The 17,868-nt window shown below is 71.5% G+C and carries 14 protein-coding genes and 2 pseudogenes; 4 read left to right on the forward strand and 12 right to left on the reverse strand.

Going from position 1 to position 17,868, the window contains the following annotated elements; all coding sequences use genetic code 11:
• Positions 1-37: 37 nt before the first annotated feature.
• Positions 38-1,729: pseudogene (locus ACFQV6_RS07540) on the reverse strand (FAD-binding protein); the annotation flags it as partial.
• Here ACFQV6_RS07540 and kstD (ACFQV6_RS07545) point away from each other — a divergent pair.
• A complete protein-coding gene (gene kstD / locus ACFQV6_RS07545; protein ID WP_378026609.1) occupies positions 1,647-3,296 on the forward strand; it encodes a 3-oxosteroid 1-dehydrogenase in 1,650 nt (549 codons plus the stop codon). The pseudogene ACFQV6_RS07540 and the gene kstD (ACFQV6_RS07545) overlap by 83 nt on opposite strands.
• A 236-nt stretch (positions 3,297-3,532) precedes the next feature.
• Here kstD (ACFQV6_RS07545) and ACFQV6_RS07550 read toward each other — a convergent pair whose 3' ends face one another.
• On the reverse strand, positions 3,533-4,111 hold the full coding sequence (locus ACFQV6_RS07550) for a TetR/AcrR family transcriptional regulator (RefSeq protein WP_378026610.1): 579 nt from the start codon (positions 4,109-4,111) through the stop codon (positions 3,533-3,535).
• A gap of 100 nt (positions 4,112-4,211) precedes the next feature.
• Here ACFQV6_RS07550 and ACFQV6_RS07555 point away from each other — a divergent pair, with 100 nt between their 5' ends.
• Complete coding sequence (locus tag ACFQV6_RS07555) at positions 4,212-5,408, forward strand: macrolide family glycosyltransferase (protein WP_378026611.1); 1,197 nt, start codon at positions 4,212-4,214, stop codon at positions 5,406-5,408.
• Here the strand turns inward: ACFQV6_RS07555 and ACFQV6_RS07560 are convergent.
• From ACFQV6_RS07560 to ACFQV6_RS07585, 6 genes and pseudogenes are all read right to left on the reverse strand, one after another.
• The gene (locus ACFQV6_RS07560) at positions 5,405-5,950 is read right to left on the reverse strand and encodes a hypothetical protein (protein WP_378026612.1); all 546 of its coding nucleotides are present in this window, start codon (positions 5,948-5,950) and stop codon (positions 5,405-5,407) included. The two genes, ACFQV6_RS07555 and ACFQV6_RS07560, sit on opposite strands and share 4 nt — an antisense overlap.
• 122 nt (positions 5,951-6,072) lie before the next feature.
• Positions 6,073-7,218 (reverse strand): lipid-transfer protein, encoded by a 1,146-nt coding sequence (locus ACFQV6_RS07565; protein ID WP_378026613.1) that lies wholly within the window; start codon positions 7,216-7,218, stop codon positions 6,073-6,075.
• Positions 7,215-7,589 carry an acyl dehydratase gene (locus ACFQV6_RS07570; RefSeq protein WP_378026694.1) on the reverse strand — a complete coding sequence of 125 codons (375 nt, stop codon included), beginning with the start codon at positions 7,587-7,589 and terminating at the stop codon, positions 7,215-7,217. Before ACFQV6_RS07570 ends, ACFQV6_RS07565 begins: the two co-directional genes overlap by 4 nt.
• Positions 7,575-8,450: pseudogene (locus ACFQV6_RS07575) on the reverse strand (bifunctional MaoC family dehydratase N-terminal/OB-fold nucleic acid binding domain-containing protein); the annotation flags it as partial. The gene ACFQV6_RS07570 and the pseudogene ACFQV6_RS07575, both read right to left, overlap by 15 nt.
• Before the next feature lie 6 nt (positions 8,451-8,456).
• Positions 8,457-9,599, reverse strand: coding sequence for an acyl-CoA dehydrogenase family protein (locus ACFQV6_RS07580; protein WP_378026614.1), 1,143 nt, complete (start codon positions 9,597-9,599; stop codon positions 8,457-8,459).
• Positions 9,600-9,623: 24 nt separating this feature from the next.
• Positions 9,624-10,685: an acyl-CoA dehydrogenase family protein gene (locus tag ACFQV6_RS07585; RefSeq protein ID WP_378026615.1), complete on the reverse strand. Its 1,062-nt coding sequence runs from the start codon at positions 10,683-10,685 to the stop codon at positions 9,624-9,626.
• A 101-nt stretch (positions 10,686-10,786) separates the two neighbouring features.
• On the opposite strand from ACFQV6_RS07585, the gene kstR reads away from it, so the two are divergent.
• A complete protein-coding gene (kstR, locus tag ACFQV6_RS07590) occupies positions 10,787-11,404 on the forward strand; it encodes a cholesterol catabolism transcriptional regulator KstR (RefSeq protein WP_378026616.1) in 618 nt (205 codons plus the stop codon).
• A 107-nt stretch (positions 11,405-11,511) separates the two neighbouring features.
• On the opposite strand, the gene ACFQV6_RS07595 is transcribed toward kstR, so the two are convergent.
• Both ACFQV6_RS07595 and kstD (ACFQV6_RS07600) read right to left on the reverse strand, forming a co-directional pair.
• A complete protein-coding gene (locus ACFQV6_RS07595; RefSeq protein ID WP_378026617.1) occupies positions 11,512-11,943 on the reverse strand; it encodes an SRPBCC family protein in 432 nt (143 codons plus the stop codon).
• A 31-nt stretch (positions 11,944-11,974) separates the two neighbouring features.
• Complete coding sequence (kstD, locus tag ACFQV6_RS07600; protein ID WP_378026618.1) at positions 11,975-13,618, reverse strand: 3-oxosteroid 1-dehydrogenase; 1,644 nt, start codon at positions 13,616-13,618, stop codon at positions 11,975-11,977.
• 141 nt (positions 13,619-13,759) lie between these two features.
• On the opposite strand from kstD (ACFQV6_RS07600), the gene ACFQV6_RS07605 reads away from it, so the two are divergent.
• A complete protein-coding gene (locus ACFQV6_RS07605) occupies positions 13,760-14,461 on the forward strand; it encodes a PaaI family thioesterase (protein ID WP_378026619.1) in 702 nt (233 codons plus the stop codon).
• A gap of 149 nt (positions 14,462-14,610) precedes the next feature.
• Here ACFQV6_RS07605 and ACFQV6_RS07610 read toward each other — a convergent pair whose 3' ends face one another.
• Together ACFQV6_RS07610 and ACFQV6_RS07615 are read right to left on the reverse strand one after the other, a co-directional pair.
• Complete coding sequence (locus tag ACFQV6_RS07610) at positions 14,611-15,669, reverse strand: pectinesterase family protein (RefSeq protein ID WP_378026620.1); 1,059 nt, start codon at positions 15,667-15,669, stop codon at positions 14,611-14,613.
• Positions 15,670-15,907: 238 nt separating this feature from the next.
• Entirely contained in the window at positions 15,908-17,854 is a 1,947-nt protein-coding gene (locus ACFQV6_RS07615; RefSeq protein ID WP_378026621.1) for a PAS domain-containing protein, read from the reverse strand.
• Positions 17,855-17,868 lie beyond the last annotated feature (14 nt).

Here is a 17,868-nt window from a genome sequence, read left to right on the forward strand (position 1 = left end):
TGGACTTCGGGCTCACCGCTTCCGGGCCTCGGGCGGCATTCGTGGCGGCACGGGTGGCGGCGTGGGTGCCTGCTCGGCGACCGGAGAAGGCGCAGTCGGCGAGGGAGAGGCCGCTGACGTAGCTGCCGGAGCAGATGCCTACGGCTGTGCGGCCGGCGGCGTACAGGCCGGGGATCGCGCTGCCGTCGGAGCGGGTCACCTCGCCGGTCTCCTCGTCGACGGTCAGGCCGCCGAGGGTCAGCATCGGGGCCGGGAGTCCCCGGGCCCGCACCGAGACGTCGATCAGGGAGAAGGGCGGCCGGTCCAGCGGGCGGAGGAATTCGGCCGGCTTGCCCGTGGGATCTGGCCCCGTTCGATAGGCCGCGACCGTTGCTGCCAGGCCGGCCGGGTCGACGCCGGCCTTCGCGGCGACCGCTTCCAGGGTCGGTGCCGAGACGCGGCCGCCGCTGAGGAGCCACCACGCCTGGAGACGCTGGAACCACAGCGTCTGCGACCGCACCTGGCGCCGGGCCTCGGTCAGGACGGCGGCGTCGGCGAGGAGCCACGCCCGGCCGCCGGGACTGCGCAGGACCGCGTCGCCGATGGCTGCCCCGTACCACGACTCGTCGCAGACCCGGCGCCCGTCCCGGTCGACCAGCACCCCGCCCAGCAGCGCGGACGGTGGCGTGAGGAACCGCCAGAGGGTGACCCGGTCCAGGTGGCGCGTCGCACCGCCGGCCTTGATGCCGAGCCGGATCCCGGAGCCGTCGTCGCCCGGGGTACCCAGGCGCAGCCCGCCCCGGTACAGCGGGGCGTGCTCGCGCATCATCGCCCGGTCGAAGACGAACCCGCCGGCCGCGAGGATCACGCTGCGGGCCTCGAAGCGCACCGGCCTGCCGTAGCGGTGCTCGAGACCCGTGACGGCCCGGTGCAAGGATCGGCCGAGGCCGGGCAGGTAGACGCCGGGCTTGACCGACAGGCGGTGCAGCAGGCGATGGCCGAGGCGCACCCATCCCGGTGCGCCGGTCAGCGTGCGGCACTCCACTCCGGCGACGCGGCCGTCCCCGTCGAGGACGAGGTGGTGCGCGCGGGTCTGCGTGCGGACCTCCGCGCCGCGGGCGCGGGCCGCGACGCGGAGGCGACTGGCGAGCACATGACCGGAGGTGCCGCGGGCGTGCGTGCGATGACCTCGCGGTACGGCCGGACGCTCACTACCTGACTGATAGAGGTAGTGGCGGTCGGTCGGGTACGAGGTCTTGTACGGGCAGAGCCGGGAGTCGAACGGCACTCCGCGCTCGGCAAGCCAGTCCAGCAGCACCGCGCTCTGCTCACAGAACCTGCGCAGGGTTGATGGTGACACGGCATCGCGGACTTCGTGGCGCAGGTAGGCGTACATCTGCATGGGTGTGTCTTTGATGTTGGCCTCGACCTGCCAGCGTGTGCCGCCGCCGGCGTAGACGATGCCGCCGGAGATCGCTGTGGCGCCACCGCCGGTGAAGCGGTCGAGCAGGAGCACGGTGGCCCCGGCCTCGGCGGCCTCGATCGCCGCGCAGGCTCCGGCCGCGCCGAGACCCACCACCACGACGTCATGCACGGCGTCTCCGATTCTGGAACGCGTATCACGTGCCTTCTTCTGCGCGAGCGCCTGATAACTATAACCTGTTCTAGTGACTGTAGAGGGTGATGCTTTCGATACCGGCCGCGGCGCGGCTTTCGACGTCGTGGTGGTGGGCAGCGGCGGGGCGGGGATGACGGCGGCGCTGGCCGCGGCGCATTCCGGGCTGTCCGCGGTGGTGGTCGAGAAGGCGGCGGTCTACGGCGGTTCGACCGCGCGGTCCGGCGGCGGCCTGTGGATTCCCGGCAACGAGGTGCTCGGCGGGGGCGCCGACGACGGCACCTATCTCGCGCACGTCGCCGGGCCGGAGGTGCCGCTCGCCCGGCGGGAGGCATTCCTGAAGTACGGGCCGGAGATGCTGGCGTTCGTCAGGCGCCGGACACCGCTCGACTTCGCGTGGGTGCCGGGCTATCCCGACTATCACCCGGAGGCGCCGGGCGGGCTGGCCGAGGGGCGCAGCATCGAGCCGAAACCGCTCGATACCCGGCTCGTCGGCGAGGACGTGGAGACACTTGCGGCGCCCTATCGCGCGGCGCCGAACGGGATGGCGATCACCGCTGTCGACTACCGGTGGCTGTCACTCGGCGTACGGCATCCTAGGTCGATTCTGGTCGGGATGCGGCTGGGAGCTGGGTCGGCGGTGGATCGGCTGCGCAAACGGCGGCGGCTGACCATGGGGCAGGCGCTGGCGGCGGGCCTGCGGGCCGGGCTGCGGAAAGCCGGCGTGCCGGTGCTGCTGGACACCGCGCTGACCGGGCTGATCGTGGACGATGGGCGGGTCGCCGGGATCCGCTGCGGCGACCGGGAGATCCGGGCTCGGGTCGGGGTGCTGCTGGCCAGCGGCGGGTTCGAGCAGAACGAGCGGATGCGCCGCTCCTACCAGGAGATCGGCATCGAGTGGACGGTCGGGGCGGCCGGGAACACCGGCGAGGGGATCGAGGCCGGTGAGAAGCTCGGGGCGGCCCTGGACCTGATGGACGAGGCCTGGTGGGGGCCGTCGTTGCCGTTGACCGGCGGGCCGTACTTCTGCCTGGCGGAACGGAACCTGCCCGGCAGCCTGATCATCGACGGCACGGGGCGGCGGTTCGTCAACGAGGCGGCGCCGTACGTCGACGCCGTGCACGCCATGCTCGGCCGCGACGGATCGGGGCAGCCGCATCTGCCGGCCTGGCTGGTGACCGATCAGTCCTATCGGGATCGGTACCTGTTCGCGGGCCGGGCGCCCCGGGCACCGCTGCCGCGCCGGTGGTTCGACGCGGGGGTGGCTCACCGTGCGGACAGCCTCTCCTCCCTCGCCGGCCGGATCGGGGTGGACCCGTCCGCGTTGCACGCCACGGTCGAGCGGTTCAACGGGTTCGCCGAGCACGGCCGGGATGACGATTTCGGGCGGGGGGACTCGGCGTACGACAAGTACTACGGTGACCCGCGACAGCGCCCCAACCCTTGCCTCGGCCGGCTCGCTCGGCCGCCGTTCTACGCGTTTTCGCTGGTGCCTGGGGATTTGGGGACCAAGGGCGGGTTGCGGACCGATGAGCATGCGCGGGTGCTGCGGGCTGACGGCTCCGCGATCGCGGGGCTGTGGGCGGCGGGCAACGCCAGCGCTTCCGTGATGGGGCGCGGCTATGCGGGGGCCGGGGCAACTCTGGGGCCGGCGATGACGTTCGGCTACCTGGCCGCCCTCGACATGGCCACTTCCTCCTGATCCCCCGAAGGCACCACTCACCCGCCAGCTGCTGTCCCCAGCCGACTCGGCCGGCTGGCCGTGAGAGGTGCTTTCATGCCCTCGCAGCACCGCTGACAGCCAGCTGACCCGGCCGGCTGGGCGTGAGGGGTGCCCCGGACGGCTTGGAGCACCGCTGACAGCCAGCCGACCCGGCCGGCTGGGCGTGAGGGGTGCCCCGGACGGCTTAGAGCACCGCTGACAGCCAGCCGGAGGCATCAGGGGCCAATCGCGGCAAGGGCCACATCGACAAGCTCATCGGCGTACGCCTCCGTGAGCGGACCGTTCCGGAGCAGCCACCGGTGGTAGATCGGCCCGAAGAGCAGTTCCACAGCGACGTCGAGGTCGACTCCCTCGCGGACCTGACCGGCGGCCCGCCCCGCGCGCAGCCGGTCCCGCACCGCGGCGAGCTGGGGCCGCAGCAGCTGGTCGCGGACCTGCTCGGCGAGCGTGTCGTCGGCGAGCGTCTCGATGGTGATCGCCCTGGTGGTGGCCGACAGCTGGGGGTCGGCGAACTCGGCGACCGTGGCACGCAGGACAAGACGCAGGTCGGCCCGCAGGTCACCGGTGTCGGGCAGGGCGAGGTCGGTGACGGTGGAGTCCACGAGCGCTTCGAGGATCACCGCGCCCTTGCCCCGCCACCAGCGGTAGATCGTCTGCTTGCCGACGCCGGCGCGGGCCGCGATGGCCTCGACGGTCAGGTCCCGGTAGCCGGTCTCGCCGAGTAGTTCCAGTGCGGCGGTGAGGATCGCACGGCGGGAGCGCTCGTTGCGGCGCGGCGTGGTGATGGCGGTCATGACGAGGATCCTACGACGAGACGCAACGTCTCGTCTTGTGCTACCGTCGGCGAGCACGAGACGAGACGTAGCGTCTCGTTACACGAACCGGAGGACCTTCATGCCGCACATCGCCATGGTCAGCATCCCGTTCCACGGGCACGTCAACCCGAGCCTGGAGATCGTGCGCGCCCTGGTGGCACGCGGTCACCGGGTCACCTACGCCAACGGCGCCTCGTTCGCCGACACGATCCGGGACACCGGCGCGGAGCTGAAACCGATCGAGTCGAGCCTGCCCGCGGGCGACGACGACTGGAGCGGGGATCAGATCGACCACCTCACGCTCTTCCTGGACGACGCGATCGCGATGCTCCCGCAGTTGCGCGCCGCGTACGAGGACGACCGCCCGGACCTGTTCCTCTACGACATCGCCGGCGCACCGGCCCGGATCCTGGGTGAGCGGTGGGGCATCCCGGCGATCCAGCTCTCCCCCACGTTCGTCGCCTGGGACGGCTTCGAGCAGGACATGGCTCCGATGATCGAGGCGATGCGAGCCGATCCGCGCGGCGCCGACTACTACCGGCGGTTCACCGAGTGGCTGACCTCCACCGGGTTCCGGATCACCGACGGCCCGTCGTTCCTGGGCCGCCCGGACCGCAGCCTCGCGCTGATCCCCCGGGCACTGCAGCCGAACGCCGACCGCGTGGACCCGGCCGTCTACGACTTCGTCGGCCCGATCCTCGGCGACCGCTCAGCACAGGGCACCTGGACCCGGCCCCAGGCCGGCGAAAAGATCCAGGCCGGAGAAAAGGCCGGAGAGAAGGTCCTGCTCGTCTCGCTGGGCTCCGCCTTCACCAAGCACCCCGACTTCTACCGCCGCTGCATCGCCGCCTTCGGCACGCTGCCCGGCTGGCACACCGTCCTCCAGATCGGCAACCAGGTCGATCCGTCCGAGCTGGGCGACGTGCCGGACACCGTCGAGGTGCACCAGTGGGTTCCGCAGCTCGCGATCCTGGAACAGGCCGACGCCTTCCTCACGCACGCCGGCATGGGCGGCAGCAGTGAGGGGCTCTGGTGCGGCGTGCCGATGATCGCCGCGCCGCAGGCCGCCGACCAGTTCGCCAACGCGGAGCAGCTGGCCGCGCTGGGTGTCGCGCGGGTGATCGACTCGGCGACCGCCACCGCGGACGAGCTGCGCGAGGCGCTGCGGGCGGTCACCACCGAAGCGGTGCAAGGGCGCAGTGCAGAGCTCAAGGCAGAGGTACGCGCACAGGGCGGCACCGACCGGGCAGCCACCCTGATCGAGAAGTCGATCTAGTCGGGTCCACAGGTCTCGTCGGGCTGCTGTTCCCGCTTCGCCTGCTGGAAGGCGCCGCCGCTGTAGGTGTAGCGGTAGGTGTAGACCACCTCGGGGCAGGCGGCGTCGCTCTTCTCGTCGACGCCGTTTGCCTTGATCAGCACGGCACCGTCGGCATACTCGACGCTCGACACGTACGGCTTGTCGGTGCCGACGTCGCCGAGCAGGGTGCCGAGCCGCCGCGGCTCGGTGGAGGCCGACTTGCCGTCGAAGACCTCGACACTCGACGGCCCGTACTCGGTGTCACCCTCGCAGGCGCGGGCGACCACCGCGTCGGGCGTCCCGTCGGCGCTGACATCGGCGAGCGCGACGTCCTGGACCACGACCAGCTGACCACCCTCGCAGGGCTCGACGAGCTTGTCCCACGGCGCCTTCTTGCCGAGCGCCGCGATCGTCGTGACGGAGTCGTCGACGGCGGCCTTGGGCTTGGGGTCAGAGGTGCAGCCGGTGAGCGCGAGCGCCACCAGCGGGACGGAGAGGAGAAGGACGGATCGTTTCGGCAAAGCAGGTTCCCCAGGAATCGGTGGCCGCATCGGGGCACAGCATAGGCCGGACGCACGGCTCCTACCTGCGGTTTCACAGCAGCGGCCGGAAAGATCGCCCGGACCACCCGAAGGATCGCCCGTCAGTCCGGTGCCAGGATCAGACCACTGGTGGGCACGCCGGTACCCGCGGTCACCAGAACCGGCCCATCACCCGGTACCTGGTTGACCGCACTCCCCCGCACCTGCCGGACCGCCTCGGCGATCCCGTTCATCCCGTGGATGTACGCCTCCCCGAGCTGCCCCCCGTGCGGGTTCACCGGCAACCGCCCGCCCAGCTCGATCCCGCCGTCCGCGATCAGGTGCCGAGCCTCCCCCCGCCCGCAGAACCCCAGCTCCTCCAGTTGCATCAGCACGTACGGCGTGAAGTGGTCGTAGATCACCGCCGTTCGCACGTCCGCGGGCCGATATCCGGACTGCTCCCAGAGCTGTCGTGCCACCACCCCCATCTCCGGCAGCGCCGCCACGTCCTCGCGGTAGTAGCTGGTCATCACGAACTGCCCCGCGCCGCTGCCCTGCCCCGCCGCCGCGATCACCGCCGGCGCCCGGGCGAGATCCCGCGCACGTTCGGCGGACGTGACCACGACCGCCACCGCGCCGTCGCTCTCCTGGCAGCAGTCGAGCAGCCGCAGCGGCTCGGCGATCCACCGGGACGCCCGGTGCTCGTCCAGGGTGATCGGCCGCCCGTGGAACCAGGCGTACGGGTTCGTCGCCGCGTGCCGCCGGGCCGCGACGGTGACCCGGCCGAAGTCGTCGGCGGAGGCGCCGTAGTCGTGCAGGTAGCGCTGAGCCACCAGGGCTACCATCGCCGCCGGTGTGGCCAGGCCCATCGGATGGTGCCAGCCGGAGTCGACGTCCGGGGAGACCACCGCCTGCCCGAACCGGCGGCCGGACCGCTCGTTGAGGGCGCGGTAGCAGACCACCACGTCGGCGAGTCCGGCGCTCACGGCGAGAACGGCCTGCTGCACCACGGCACACGCGGCTCCGCCCCCGTACCCGATCCTGCTCAGGAAGCTCAGCTCGCCCATCCCCAGCTCGCGCGCGACGGCGATCTCGGCGTTGGTGTCCATGGTGAACGTGACCAGGCCGGAGACGTCTGCCGGTTGCAGGCCGGCGTCGTCGAGGGCGGCCCGGATCGCCTCGACCGCGAGGCGCAGCTCGCTGCGCCCGGAGTCCTTGGAGAACTCGGTGGCGCCGATCCCGGCGACTGCCGTCGTCCGGCTGATCACGACGACACCCGCGCTGTTCCGCTGACGTGCACTGTTCCCGTGACGTGCACGCCCGAGGCGGTACGGCCGACGACCGCCACCGCACCGTCCGCCATCACCTCGCCGGTGAAGGTCAGCGTGTCGTAGGCGTGGCAGGGCGCGCCCAGCCGGATCGCGATCGCGTGCACGACAGCCTCCGGCCCGGCCCAGTCGGTGACGTAGCGCTGCACCAGCCCGGTGGTGGTGAGGATGTTGACGAAGATGTCCCGGCCGCCGAGCCGCACCGCCGCGTCGCGATCGTGGTGGACGTTCTGGAAGTCGCGGGTGGCCAGCGCGGTGCTGATGATCAGCGTCGGCGTGACCGCCAGCTCCCAGACCGGCAGCACCGGCACGTCGGCACGCCACACCGGCAGGCCGTCCTCGACAGTGAACCGCACCGGGTCACCGATCCGGGCCCGCCGGCCGCGGAACTCACCGACCATCCGCACGCCTTCGGCGAGGTCGACGAGCGCGACCACGAACGGCGCCCGCCGGCCCGGGATCGGCGGATGGTGGTGGACGGTGTAGCTGTGGACGCGCCCGGTGCCGGCCGCCACCACGTACTCCGGCTTCATCGCACCGCAGGCCGGGCAGGCCGGTCCGGGCGGGTGGCGCAGCGCCCCGCACTCGCCGCAGCGCTGAACGCGCAGCTCACCGGCCGTGATCCCGTCCCAGAAGAACGCGGTGTCCGGCGTGATCACGGGAAGCAGCGGACTCTCGGCCGGCCGGGCGGGCCGGGCGGGCGACGGCCCGGGGCGGTAGCGCAGGATGCGGAACCGCATGTCGGCGACCGCCTCCTCGCCGCAGTACCAGGTGCTGGTGGTGGTGACGAACCAGCCCTCACCCAGAGCTGTCCGCTTCGGCCCAGTCACGGACTCGAGGCGGCTGCGGACCGTCACCTCCTCACCCTCGCGCAGACAGCGGTGATAGGTCTGGTCGGAATCGGTCGCGACCACCGCCGTGAACCCCGCCTCGTCAAGGACCTCGGACATCACGTGCAACGGATCCTGGTCATCCGGGGACGGGGCGAGACCCCGCATGGTCCAGACCTGGATCATCGCGGGCGGTGCGATCCGCTCCCGCTCGTACCGCGGATTGGCATCACCCATCGCCTCCAGCCAGCTGCGGATCATCGGCAGGTTGACCGGGTCGCGGCCGGGCCGCGGCGGTGTCTCGCCGATCTGGAGAAGACGCTGGACTGTCTCCGCGATCATGCTGACCTACCTCGGCACTCGGGGCAGGCCGAGGCCCGCGCTGGCGATGATCTCCCGCTGGACCTCGTTCACGCCGCCGCCGAAGGTGAGCACCAGGTTGCGCTTGGCCTGCAGGTCCAGCCACTCACTCAGGGCGGCGGTCTCCGGATCGGCCGGGTCGCCGAAGCGGCCGACGACCTCCTCCAGCTCCTGGCCGAGCCGCAGCAGCCGCTCCGAGGCGAAGACCTTGGTGGCGGAGGCGTCGGCCGGGCCCGGCTCGGCGCCGCCCACCTGGCCGTTGAGCAGCTCGTTCACACGCAGCGCGGCGTGGGTCCGGGCGAGCGCGCGGCGGACCTCCGCGCGTTCCAGAACCCCGTTCTCGTACGCCCAGAGCCGCACCCGATCGAAAAGTGCCCCGAGCCGCCCGGCCGGGCCGAGCATCACGCGCTCGTGATTCAACTGGGCGGTGAGCAGCCGCCAGCCGCCGTTCTCCGCGCCCACCCGCCGGCCGACCGGAACCCGCACGCCGCTGAGATACGTGGCGTTGACGTGGTGCGCCCCGTCGCACGTGATGATCGGCGTCCACGAGTAACCCGGGTCGCTGGTGTCGACGATCAGGATCGACAGCCCGCGGTGCCGGGGCGCGTCCGGATCGGTGCGGCAGGCCAGCCACAGGTAGTCGGCGTCATGCGCCCCCGTGGTGAACGTCTTCTGCCCGTCGACCACGTATTCGTCCCCCCGCCGGACCGCCCGGGTGCGCAGAGCGGCCAGGTCGGTGCCGGCCTCCGGCTCGGTGTAGCCGATCGCGAAGTGCAGCTCACCGGCCAGGATCCGCGGCAGGAAGAAGTCCTTCTGCTCCTGGGTGCCGTGCGCGAGCAGCGTCGGTGCGACGGTCTGCAGCGTGACGGCGGGCAGCGGGACGTCGGCGCGGGCCGCCTCGTTGACGAAGATCTGCTGCTCGGCGGGACCGAGGCCGCCTCCGCCGTACTCCGCGGGGAAGCCGAGACCGAGCCGGCCGTCGCGGCCCAGTCGCGACACCAGGTCGCGGTGGGCGCGTCCGTGCCGTTCGCGCAGGAGCACGGCGCGCTGCTCCGGCGTCAGCAGACCCCTGAGGTACGACCGGAGCTCGTCCCGCAGTTCGCGTTGTTCGTCAGTCAGGTCGAGAAACACGGCGCTCCCCGTTCTCCCGCTTCGTCAGTCAGGTCGAGAGGCACGGCGCTCCTCGTTCTTGCCGCCGGCGACGCGGTCGCCCAGCGCCTCCAGGCAGTGCTCGCTGCCGCCGAGGAACCGGACCAGGTCGCGGAGCAGGGCGGTGTGCCGGTGCAGGGGGTAGTCGGCGACCAGGCCGAGGCCGCCGTGCAGGTGGTGACAGGTGCGCACGGCGGGCAGCGCCTCGGCGGTCAGCCACTGTGCCGCGACAGCGAGGTCGTCGTCGGCGTCCCGGTCCGTGCCGAGCCGCCAGGCGGCGGAGACCGCGGCCAGGTGCAGCGTGCGGCTGGCGATGTACACGTCGGCGATCTGCTGGGCGACGGCCTGGAAGGTGGCGAGCGGACGGCCGAACTGGTGCCGGGTGCGTACGTGCTCGGCGGTCATCGACAGCGCACCGGCCAGGGCGCCGTCGGCGAGGGCGCAGGCGCCGGCGATCGCGTACCGGTGCAGGTCGGCGTGGCAGCGATGGTCGCCCAGGGGTTCGGCCGGCACGTTGTCCAGACGGAGGACACCGTTGTCGAGACTGACACCGGGTGCGGAAGTATCCACGATCATGACGGCTGTGCTCCGGTCGTACACACCGCTCTTCTGTCGTGTCCGCAAGCCCGCGCCGGCCGTCACCAGAATGCGCTGCGCCTCGGTCACGCCGGTCTTGACGCCGGTGATCGTGCCGTCAGGCGCGGTGGTGGTGCGCGGCGACGCCGGCAGTGGGTCGCCCGGCTCGGCGATGGCGGCAGAGAGAACGCGCCCGTCGGTGAGCAGCTCGTCCTGCTGTCTCTGCGAGCCCCAGCGAGCGACCGGGAGCACACCGAGTGCGAGTGCGGACAGGGCCGGAACCGCTGCCGCGCGCCGCCCGACCTCGGTGAGGACGAGAGCGGTCTCCAGGACGCCGAGCCCGGAACCGCCCAGCCGGACCGGCACCGCGAGGGAGAGCAGACCGGCCTGGCCGAGGTCCTTCCAGATCCGCTCCGGGGTGTCCGCGCCGGCGAGCACCTCGGCGGCCAGGCTCATGATCGCCTGCTGCGCGTCGTCCAGCCGGAAATCCATGCCCCCGATTAGAACACGTTTCAGTTTGTGCGTGCCACCGACGGGTGACACGGGAAACCAACGCCTCGTTGCTAGGCTTGATTCGGACTGAGAGGGTAACCATGGCGACAGCGAGAACGAGTACCACCCGGGGCGGTCTCTCCGGTGCGGAATCCGAGCAGGGTTCGGCCGCGCAGCGCGATCGGCGGCGGCGCATCCTCGAGGCGACGCTGGCACTGGCGTCCAAGGGCGGCTATGACGCGGTGCAGATGCGCACCGTCGCGGAGAAGGCCGAGGTCGCCCTCGGCACGCTCTACCGCTACTTCCCCTCGAAGATCCATCTCCTGGTGTCAGCGCTCGCCGTCGAACTGGACGCGATCCAGGACAAGCTGAACCGCAAGCCGATCCCCGGCGACACGCCCTACGAGCGGACCATCCACGTGCTGGGGCTGATGACCCGGTCGCTGCAGCGTGACCCGCTGCTGGCCGAGGCGATGACCAGGGCGTTCATGTTCGCCGACCCGTCCGCCAGCGCCGAGGTCAACTCGGTGGCCCGGCTCATGGAGGAGATGGTCACCCGGGCCATCCACGACGGCGAGCCGACCGCCGACGACCGGGCCAAGGCGCGGGTCATCGGCGACGTCTGGCTGTCGAACCTGGTGGCCTGGGTGACCCGCCGCGCCTCGGCGAACGACGTCGTCAACCATCTGGAGCTGGCGACCCGGTTGCTCCTCCACTAGGCCTCGCCGCTCCCTTGCGCCCGCCCCGGCCCGGCCCGGCCCGGCCCGCTGAGCTTGGGCCCGGCCCTGTGCCCCCGTGGGTCGTGGGCCCTGCCCCGCGGGTCCTGCTATTCCACCAGGCCCTTCAGTTTTTCCAGGGCCTGGGTGGCGGCGGGCTTGGCCTGCTTCTCCAGCATCGCGGCCATCGGGCCGTTCAGGGCCGGGCCGATGAACTCCATGTCGTAGGTGATCTGCGTGCCGGTGCCCGACGGCTCCAGCACGAACCGGTTCTTGGCCTTGACGCCCATCGGGCCGTCGCCGGCCTGCTCGAGCTGCTTCGGCGCGTCCGCGGTGACGACCTTCCAGGCCATCTCGGCGGGCATGCCCATCAGCTTCACCTTCTGCTTGTAGGTGGTGCCCTCGGCGAGGGTGGCCGGCACGTCACCGGTGAAGCCCTGGTGCATGTCGTTCCACTCGGGCGTCCGGGACGGGGTGGTGAGTACCTGCCACACCTGATCCGGGTCGGCTGTGGTGACGGCCGAGACGGTGATCTTCGGCATCGCTTGCCTCCTGCTTCAGTCGGTCGCTGCTTCAGTTGGTCGCTGCTAGATCAAGGCCGGCCACGTGGCCGAAGGTCATGGCGGGACCCAGGGTGGAGCCGGCACCGGCGTAGCTGTGGCCCATGACGGCCGCGCTGGCGTTGCCCGCGGCGTACAGGCCCGGGATGACGGTGCCGTCCGGGCGCAGGACACGGGCCCGCGCGTCGGTGACCAGGCCGCCCTTGGTGCCCAGGTCGCCGGGCACGATCTTGAAGGCGTAGAACGGCGGCAGCCAGATCGGCGCCAGGCACGGGCTGGGGTTGTTGGTGGGATCGGCGAAGTACTCGTCGTAGGTGCTGTCGCCGCGGTGGAAGTCGGGATCCCGGCCGGACCGGGCCTGGGCGTTGGACCTGTCGATCGTGGCGCGCAGGGCAGCCGCCGGCACGCCGATCTTGGCGGCCAGCCCGGCGATGGTCCAGTCCTTGACCAGGGCGCCGCTGGAGTACCAGGCGTCCGGGTAGGGCAGCAGCGGTGCGAGGTCCTTGAACAGGTAGCGGTTGCGGTAGTCCTGGTCGGTGACCATCCAGCAGGGGATGTGCTGCTTGGCATACATGGTGTGCACGACGTCGCTGTAGGGCGCGGCCTCGTTGACGAACCGCTTGCCGGCCTGGTTGACGAAGATCGTGCCGGGCAGGGTCCGCTCGGAGAGGCAGAACCATGGACCCTCCGGCAGCGGGATCATCGGGCCCCACCAGGCGTCGTCCATCAGGCCGAGCGCCGCGCCGGCCCGCTCCCCCGCCTCGATGCCGTCGCCGGTGTTGCTCGACGCGCCGACGGTCCACTCGGTACCGATGGGAGCGGCCTGGTACTGCTTGCGCATCCGCTCGTTGTGCTCGAACCCGCCGCTGCCGACGACCACACCGCGCCGGGCCCGGATCAGCGTCTCCTGACCGTTGCGCCGGGCCACCACGCCCGCCACCCGGCCGTTCTCCACGTGCAGGTCGAGCAGCGGGGTGTCCAGCCAGACCGGCACGTCGGCGGCGAGCAGCCCGGCCCGCAGGCCACCGGCGAGCGCCTGGCCCATCGAGATCGGTTTCTGCCCGGCCGCGGTGAGCTGGAGATAGCGCAGGACGATCTCGGTGGCGGTGGCCAGGCCCTTCGGGTGGCGGGCGATCAGGGAGAGCCACTTGTAGTCGACGTCGTACACCACCGTGCCGGCCGGGGTCGGGACGTAGGAGGGGTTCAGCCTGGCGAACTCGGCGCCGAGGATGTTGGCGTCCAGTGCGCGCGGCTCGATCGACCGGCCGTCCGGCATGCCGCCGGGCAACTCGGGATAGTAGTCCGGATAGCCCTGCATCCAGGAGAACCGCAGCGGCGACCAGCGCAGCAGGAACGAGATGGTGCGGGGGCCGTAGGTCAGGAATGCCTGACGGCGGGCGGCCGGGACCTCCGGGCCGACGACAGCGGCCATGTAGGTGTCGGCCTTGGCGGGGGTGTCGGGCACCCCGGCGGCCAGGAGGACCTCGTTGCCGGGAATCCAGATGCCGGCGCCGGAGCGGGCGGCGGAGCCGCCGTAGACCGGGGCCTTCTCGATCAGGACGGTGCTGAGGCCGTTACGGGCCGTCGTCAGCGCGGCGGCCATGCCCGCGGCACCGGCACCGACAACAACCGCGTCGTACTCAACGGTGACCGCCATGGCATCCCCTCGTCACGCCGCCCCAATAACTAGAACAGGTTATAGCAGTGTGAGAAGATTCACTAGGTGCGAGCGTGCCGGTGGCCCCAGGCTTGGTAGAACCTGATGCTGTTCCTTCGCCCAGGGACGGGAAGGTGCCCGGTGTCAGAGAACGAGAATCAGCCCGCGTCCGCACGGCGGCTCCAGGCGGTGGACGGGTTGTTGCGGCGCCGGGAGGCGATCAGCGACCTGGGCGACGCGCTGCGGCTGCTCGTCGAGTGCGCGACGACCACCGAGGCGCCGACCGACGAGCTGCGCAGGGCCGCCGAGCGCATCCGGCAGGTGGCGGCGCCGCTCGGCGAACGGGTCCGCGGCCGGGAGGTCCCGTCGGCGGCGGACGACCTGCTCGGCGGTGTCCGGATGTACAACCCGGTGACCGGGAGCGGCAGCGCGCTGGCCCCGCCGCTCGAGATCGTCGAGGAGGACGGGACGGCTGTTGGCACCTGCACCCTGGGCATGGCTTTCGAGGGGCCACCGATGTATGCGCACGGGGGCGTCAGCGCCATGCTGCTCGATCAGATGCTGGGGTTCGCGGTGAGCCACTCCGGCAACCCGGGGATGACCGTGCAGCTCGATACGTCGTACCGCAAGCCTGTGCCGTTGTTGACGCCCCTGCGCCTGACCGCGTCCGTTCAGGCGATCGACGGCCGGCGGGTGACGGCCACCGGGTCGATCGCCGCGGCGGAGGAGCCGGGGACAGTCCTGGTCGCGGCGACCGGGGTGTTCATCGCGCTCCGCGCCGAGCAGGCGGAGCGGCTGTTCGGCGCGATGCTCAACAGAACTCGCACCTCCCGCGCCGTCTGACCCACCGCCCCCGCCTCCCGCGCCGTTCGAATCCGCGCCGTTTGAATCCGCGCCGTTTGAATCCGCGCCGTTTGAATCCGCGCCGCTTGAATCCGCGCCGTTTGAATCCGCGCCGCTTGAATCCGCGCCGTCTTGGTCCGTCGCCGCGGTCAGCGGCAGAGGTGCGGGGCCCAGTTGTCGGAGCCGCGGAGGAACGTGGTCGGCGTGTGCTCGGCGGCCTCGGCGGCGGTGAGCTGAGGGCGGTCCTCGGAGGCGATCGCGCCGGGGCCGTAGTTGCGGTACTCGGCGAAGCGGGCCTCGCGCCACGGCCAGGTGCCGAAGTCGGACCAGGCGGTGGCCGGGATGTGCGCGCCGATCGCCGACTCCCTGATGATCGTCTGCCCGATGGCGTTCGGGTCGTTGCTCGGGTGCCAGGGACGGCCGAGGAAGACGGTGCCGGCGGGCGCGTCCGAGGTGAAGCGGCAGCGGGCGAAGAGCAGGCCGTAGGGGTTGGTGATGTCGGTGCTGGGCGCCGTCACGTAACCGGCCGGGGTGCTGCTGCGGTTGAGCGAGTGGATGCGGCAGCGCTCGAAGACGGCTGTGGCGCGGCCGAAGATGAAGTCGACGTCGCCCTCGACGTAGCAGTCGCGGAAGTAGGCGCGGGCGACGACACCGGCGGCCGAGCTGTTCACGTAGAGGGTGTCCTGGTTGCCGAGGAAGCGGACCCGGTCGAAGACGAGTTTGTCGGCGCGGGTCAGCACGGCCACCGCCTGCCGTCCGGTGATCTCCGGGTGCGCGGCCTCGTCGAAGAGGTTCGCGAAGGTCAGGTTGGTGGCGCGCAGCCCGGCGCCGTCGATGGTGACCGACGCGCTGCCGGAGGTGCCCCAGGTGGTGCCGTCCGGTTTGAGGGTGCCGTTGGCGCGGTCGTCGGCGATCACCACGTCCTCCGGGCGGCGGCCGAGGCCGCGCAGCTCGATCAGCGGCTTGTCCTTCGGCACGATCACCTGACCGAGATAGGTGCCGGGCCGTACGCCGATGACGAAGGCCGAGGCGTTGCCGCTCGGCACCGCGTCGATCGCGGCCTGGACCGTGGCGTGGTCGCCGGAACCGTCGGCGGCGACGATCAGGCGGGGTCGCGGGCCGGCCGCGGCGGCCGGGCGGGCGACGAGGCCGGTGGCGGCGACGGCGCTGATGCTGGTGGAGATGTGCAGGAACGTCCGTCTGCGCATGGGTCGACCTCCGGCGCGGCGAGCTGCGGGAAAGGGCTTTCCTGACGCACCGTATTGCAGACATGTGACGCCGTCAATGAATGCTTCCTGCAAACACCGAGTTACAGCTGCCGGGCCGGGCAGCTGGTGCACCTCGTTGAGCAGCGGCCGGGTGTCGAACGGCTTGCGGCCTACAACTGCCGGGCCAGCAGCTGGTGCACCTCGTTGAGCAGCGGCCGGGTGTCGAACGGCTTGCGGCCTACAACTGCCGGGCCAGCAGCTGGTGCACCTCGTTGAGCAGCGTCTGGGTGTCGAACGGCTTGCGGATCAGCGGGGCGTCCGGCGGGAGTTCCTGCCCGCCGGGTGCCGGGCCGCTGGTGTAGCCGGACATGAACAGCACCGGCAGGCCCGGCCGGTCGGCGCGCAGGGCGGCGGCCAGCTGAGTGCCCGACATACCCGGCATGATCACGTCGGTGAGGAGCACGTCGAAGGCGAGCTGATCCTCCCGGCACATCCGCAGGGCCTCGGCCGGGTGCGGGGCGGAGAACACCTGGTAGCCGGACTTGCCGAGCAGGCGGCAGACGATGTCGCGGACGGCGTCCTCGTCCTCGACGACCAGGATCCGGTGGCCCGCACCGGCGAGCACCGGGGCGGTGGGCGCCGCCGGGCTCACTCCGGGCGTTGACGCGGCGCCGGCGGGTAGGCGTACGCGAAGGGTCGTGCCCTTGTCTTGCTCCGACTCCAGGCTGATCGTTCCGCCGGCGTCGGTGACGACGCCGTACGCCGTCGCAAGCCCCAGCCCGGTCCCGCTACCCCGCCCCCTGGTGGTGTAGAACGGCTCGAAAGCCCTGGCCAGCACCTCCGGCGGCATGCCGCAACCGGTGTCCGTGACAGCGAGGCAGACCAGCTCCTCGCCGCCGCCGCCGTGCTCGGCCGTGGTGCAGAGCGTCAGCCGGCCGCCGGTGGGCATCGCGGCCCGGGCGTTGAGGGCCGCGTTCATCACCACCTGCTCCAGCTTGCTGCGGTCCATGACGATCGGCGGCAGGCCCGGGGCGAACACCGTGCTGAGCTCGATGTCCTCACCCAGGGTGCGGGTGAGCAGCCGCTGCATGTCGCCCGCAACGGTGTTGAGGTCGAGCAGCTCCGGCTGCGACGGCTCCGAGCGGCTGAAGATCAGCAGCTGCCGGGTGAGCGCGCCGCCCCGGGCCGCGGCCTGCTTGATCCCGGTCGCGTCAGGCACGCCGGGGTGATCGTCGCCGAGCTCCTCGATGAGCATGTCGGCGTACCCGGAGATCACCGCGAGGATGTTGTTGAAGTCGTGGGCGATACCGCCGGCGAGCTGGCCCAGCGAGTCGAGGCGCTCCGCCTGGCGCAGCTGCTGCTCCAACTCGGAGCGTTCCTTCTCGGCGGCGATCCGCTCGGTGACGTCCCGCATGATGCCCTCGACGGCGACCGCCTCACCGGTCTCGCCGGCAACACTGCTGGCGCGTTGCTCGATCCAGACGGGGTCGCCGCCGCTGCGGCGCATCCGGACGGTCATCGTCCCGGGCTGCGGGCTGCGCCAGGACTGCTCGAAGATCGTACGGTCCTCGGGCTCGACACACCGGAAGATCAACTGGGGGTCGGCGTAGAAGTCGTCGGCGGTGTGGCCGGTGATCGCCTCGACGGCCCGGCTGAGGTATTCCATGGCGGGCGTCGGCGACAGCCGGTACCGGAAGATGATGTCCTGGGCGTGCTCGGCCAGCAGGCGGAACCGTTCCTCGCTGTCGCGCAGGGCCGCCTCGGCACGGCTGCGCTCGGTGATGTCGGTCGAGATGCCGGCCACCGCATAGGCGACACCCGCCTCGTCGATGAGCGGGAACTTGACCGTCAGATAGGTGCGAACACTGTCGCCGAAGGTCGCCGTCTCCTCCATCTGGACCGGCACACCCCCGGCCAGCGCCTGCCGGTCGTTCGTCCGGAACGCGTCGGCCGTCTCCACCGGGAACAGATCATGGTCGGTCAGCCCGACGATGTCCTGGCGCCGCAGCCGGAACAGGCGCTCGTACTCGCGGTTGACCAGCATGTACCGGCCCTCCGCGTCGCGCATGTAGATGACCGCGGACGTGTGGTCGATCAGCGCCATCAGCTGATCGCGGCCCAGCTGCGGCAACGGCCAGGCGTTCGCGTGGAGGCGCCGGTTGCCGGCGCCGGTTCGTGGCTTCACCCCTACCCCGGCTC

The organism is Actinoplanes sp. GCM10030250, from assembly GCF_042666575.1.
In the GTDB taxonomy this organism is placed as follows: domain Bacteria; phylum Actinomycetota; class Actinomycetes; order Mycobacteriales; family Micromonosporaceae; genus Actinoplanes.